Source organism: Geminicoccus flavidas (assembly GCF_009806515.1).
GTDB lineage: Bacteria > Pseudomonadota > Alphaproteobacteria > Geminicoccales > Geminicoccaceae > Geminicoccus > Geminicoccus flavidus.
This window is the reverse complement of sequence record NZ_WUJP01000784.1, coordinates 1-2,772: the sequence shown is the minus strand read 5'-3', so window position 1 is coordinate 2,772 and position 2,772 is coordinate 1. Positions and strand designations below refer to the sequence as shown.

The following is a 2,772-nucleotide window of genomic DNA, read 5'->3' as shown; positions in this document are numbered from 1 at the left end:
CCACGTTGATGAACACCAAGCCGTACTGGATCACGGCGATGATGAACGCGCCGATCACCGTGCCGACGATCGTGCCGGAGCCGCCGAACAGGGAAGCCCCGCCGATCACCACCGCGGCGATGCTGTCGAGCAGCAGGGGCTCGCCACCCTGGGCGGCACCGGCCGAGAATCGCGCGGTATAGACCACGCCGGCGATCCCGGCGCAGAAGGCCGAGAGCATGTAGAGGAGCACGGTATGCCTGGGCACGTTGATGCCGGCCCGCACCGCGGCCGCCTTGCTGCCGCCGATCGCATAGGTGTAGCGGCCGAACCGGCCCTCGCGCAGCACCCAGTGCATCACCAGCACCACGATCGCGGTCAGGATCACCGGCACCGGGACCTGCAGGATCTTCGCGTTGCCCAGCTGGAACAGCCAGGGATTGTTGACCGGCACGGTGGTGCCGCTGGCGGTGAGGAAGCCCACGCCCCGGCAGACACCGTACATGCCGAGCGTGCCGATGAAGGCGGGGATAGCCAAGCGCGCGATCAGCGTGCCGCTGATGAAGCCCGGGACGACGCTGACCAGCAGCGCCGCCACGATGCCCAGCAGCAGCGACAGGCCAGGATGCAGCCCGGATGCGGCCTGCATCACCGTCGCCATCACCACCGAAGCTAGGCCCATGACGAAGCCCACCGACAGGTCGATGCCGCCCGCGATGATCACCAGCGTCTGGCCCAGGGCCAGCAGGAGCGGCATCGAGGCCGCGAGCGCGATGCTCTGCAGGTTGTAGGGGTTCAGGACGAAGGTCGAGCCGTACTGAAGCCGGGCCCAGAACTCGAAGAACAGGACCAGCAGCAGGAGGAACAGCCAGGACCAGGCGATCGCCACGAAGGCGAGCAGCGGGTGGCGTTCGGCGGGCGCGTGCGGCGCGGCGGCAGTGGCCAAGATTGGCAGTCCAGTCGGAGGAATCGGGCCAGTCGCAGGCATCGGGACGGGGGCATGTCCCGGGGGCGGGCCGGCCGCCCCGGGGATGTGCCGGCTATTCGGAATAGACGAAGCGCTGGATCTCGGGCTGGTCGATATTGTCCCGGTCCATGACGGTGAAGCCCGTGCCGATCGTGGTCGGCACCGACTGGTCGGTGAGTGCCGCGAACGCGGTGACCACGCCGTAGAAGCCGATCTCGGCCGGGTGCTGGGCAATCGCGAAGTCCACCGCACCGCCCTTCAGGTCGTCGATGATCCGGGTGGGCGTGTCGAAGGCCACCACCTTGATCTCGCCGGTCTTGCCGACTGCCTTCACGCCGTCCGCGGCACCGAAGGCCGAGAACAGGTTGGCGCCGAACACCCCGGCCAGGTCCTGGTTGCGGGCGAACACCGCCTGGAGCTGAGAGGACGCCTTATTGGCATCGTTGTCGTTGAACTGGGTTTCCAGCACCTCGATGCCAGAGAACTCCGCCATGCCCTCCTTGAAGCCTTGCTCGCGCTGGTCGGTGGTCGAGATGCCGGGCTTCACGTTGCTGACATAGACCTTGCCCTGCTCGCCGATCGCCTGGGCCAGCGCCCGCGCGGCCATGCGGCCGCCCATGATATTGTCTGAGGCGACGTAGGAGAGCGGGAAGTCGCCTTCGCCCGTGCCGTCCTGGTACTTGCCGTCGTCGATGAAGGTATCGACCGTGATCACCTTGATCCCGGCGTCGTGGGCCTGGCGCAGCGGTGCGATCAGCTGCTGCTTGTCAGTGGGCGCGATCAGGAGGGCATCGGGCTGGCGCGCGATCATCGCCTGGAGGACCGGCACCTGCAGGGTCGGGTTGAATTCCGGTGCCCCTTGAAACAGGAGCTCCACGCCGAGCGCGTCGGCCGCGGCCTGAGCCCCTTTGTGCATGGTGATGTAGAACGCGTCGGTGGTGAGCCCCGGAATGAGGGCGACCGTGAACTTCTTGTCCTGTGCGGCGGCAGGGCGAGCCAGCGCCCCGGCCGCCGTTGCCAGTGCGAGCGCACTGGCGAACTGGCGACGATCCATGTCAACCTCTCCCGATCATCGTCCCGTCATGCGGGACGTGGCCGGACGCTAGCGGTGGCGCTACACCGGCACAAGCCGCGACAAGAGGAGCTGGATCTTGGACCCCCATCCGATGCTGAAGCCACTCGCCGTCCGCATCGGCCTGCTGCTGGTCTGCCTGGCCTGGACGGCGTTCGAGGCCTGGCACGAGCCGAACTCGATCTGGTTCTGGATGTTCCTGGGTGTCACCGTCTACGCGGTGTTCGAGTTCTTCATTTCCGATAAGTATCGCCGCAAGAGCCCCGCTCCCGAAGCCGGAAGCGGAGCCGACAACAGCAACTGAGCCGTCCGCTCAGCCGTGCAGCTTCTTGGTGATCTCCGCGACGTGGCGGCCCTGGAAGGTCGCCCCTTCCAGCTCGACGGCGGAAGGCTGGCGGGAGCCGTCGGCGTCCGCGATCGTGCTGGCGCCATAGGGCGTGCCGCCCATGACCTCCTTGACGCCATTCAGGCCGGCGAAGCTGTAGGGCAGGCCCACGATCACCATGCCGTGGTGGAGCAGCACGGTGTGGAAGGAGGTGATGGTGGTCTCCTGGCCGCCATGCTGCGAGGCCGTGCTGGTGAACACGCTGCCGACCTTGCCGACCAGCTTGCCCTGCGCCCACAGGCCGCCGGTCTGGTCGAGGAACTGCTTCATCTGGGCGGCCATGTTGCCGTAGCGCGTCGGCGTGCCGAAGATGATCGCGTCATAGTCGCCAAGTTCGCCTGGTTGCGCGAACGGTGCCGGCTGGTCGAT

4 protein-coding genes are annotated in these 2,772 nt (G+C 67.2%); 1 reads left to right on the top strand and 3 read right to left on the bottom strand.

All coding sequences use genetic code 11. The features are described 5' to 3' along the window. The coding region (locus EQG76_RS22520) for an ABC transporter permease subunit (RefSeq protein WP_200841033.1) at window positions 1-925 on the bottom strand (925 nt) is incomplete at its 3' end. 94 nt (window positions 926-1,019) lie between these two features. Continuing rightward, window positions 1,020-2,000, bottom strand: coding sequence for an ABC transporter substrate-binding protein (locus tag EQG76_RS22515; RefSeq protein WP_159716553.1), 981 nt, complete (start codon window positions 1,998-2,000; stop codon window positions 1,020-1,022). A 97-nt stretch (window positions 2,001-2,097) separates the two neighbouring features. On the opposite strand from EQG76_RS22515, the gene EQG76_RS22510 reads away from it, so the two are divergent. Then, window positions 2,098-2,322, top strand: coding sequence for a hypothetical protein (locus tag EQG76_RS22510; protein ID WP_159716552.1), 225 nt, complete (start codon window positions 2,098-2,100; stop codon window positions 2,320-2,322). Between the two features lie 9 nt (window positions 2,323-2,331). Here the strand turns inward: EQG76_RS22510 and wrbA are convergent. Next, the coding region (gene wrbA / locus EQG76_RS22505; RefSeq protein ID WP_159716551.1) for an NAD(P)H:quinone oxidoreductase at window positions 2,332-2,772 on the bottom strand (441 nt) is incomplete at its 5' end.

Coding starts and splice junctions, on each gene's coding strand:
- EQG76_RS22515 (WP_159716553.1), bottom strand. CDS start 2,000: ATGGATCGTCGCCAGTTCGCCAGTGCGCTCGCACTGGCAACGGCGGCC.